Annotated in this window: 1 protein-coding gene; it reads right to left on the bottom strand. The window is 63.0% G+C overall.

Features of this window, described 5'->3' with window-relative positions; translation table 11 throughout:
* Nucleotides 1-949: AMP-binding protein (locus J4573_RS53375; protein WP_307797577.1), on the bottom strand; the 949-nt coding region annotated here is incomplete at its 3' end.
* Between the last annotated feature and the right edge of the window lie 88 nt (nucleotides 950-1,037).

Genomic DNA, 1,037 nt, shown 5'->3' with positions numbered 1-1,037 from the left:
GATACCCGCGCGCAAGTTGGATCCCGGCGAGATAGAGGTCGCCGACCACTCCCGGAGGCACCGGCTGTAGGAACTCATCCAGCACATAAGTCCGCGTGTTCGCGATCGGCGCCCCGATCGGAACCACACTCCCCTGAAAATCCGCCGGCGCCGTCCACGCCGTCACATCCACAGTCGCCTCGGTCGGCCCATAAAGATTGTGCAGCCCAGCACCCGGCAACACCTCACCGAACCGACGAACCGTTTCAGCCGGCAACGCCTCACCACTGGCGACGACATGCCGCAAACTCACACAATCACCGGCCCCCGGCTCGGCAAGAAAAGCGGCCAGCATGGTCGGCACGAAATGCGCGACCGACACCTGCTCCCGCACGATCAACTCCGCCATCGCCACCGGATCACGATGCGCACCCGGAGCGGCCACCACCACCGTCGCCCCCACCGACAACGGCCAGAAAAACTCCCACACCGAAACGTCGAACACAAACGGCGTCTTCTGCACCACCCGATCCCCCGGACGCAAACCAAACCGCGCCTGCATCCACGCCAACCGATTCGCCAAGCCTTCGTGCGTCAACACCGCACCCTTGGGAACCCCCGTCGAACCCGACGTATAAATCACATACGCAGCCGACCCCGGCGCATATTCCATATCCGGCGCCTCACCCGAAAACTCCGCCACCTCCGGCAACTCATCCACAACCAGCACCGGAGCAGCATCCCCCAGCAAATACTCCACCCGACCCGACGGATATCCCGGATCCACCGGAACATAAGCCGCCCCCGATTTCAACACCCCCAAAAGCGCCACCACCAACTCAACCGAACGCTCCATCCGAACCGCGACCACCCGCCCCGGACCCGCACCCCGCCCAATCAGAAAATGAGCCAGCCGATTCGACCAGCGATCCAACTCCCCATAAGAAACCGAACAACCCTCAAAAACCACAGCCACAGCATCAGGCTCGGCCGCGGCCCTGCCCACAACCCCCGACAACACCGAGACACCAGAGAAATCCACCCCAGTGTCATTCCAG

Origin of the sequence: Actinomadura barringtoniae, from assembly GCF_017573505.1 — a bacterium.
Taxonomy (GTDB): Bacteria; Actinomycetota; Actinomycetes; order Streptosporangiales; family Streptosporangiaceae; genus Spirillospora; species Spirillospora barringtoniae.
The sequence above is the reverse complement of the archived record's forward strand: the minus strand, read 5'-3'. Positions and strand labels throughout refer to the sequence as shown.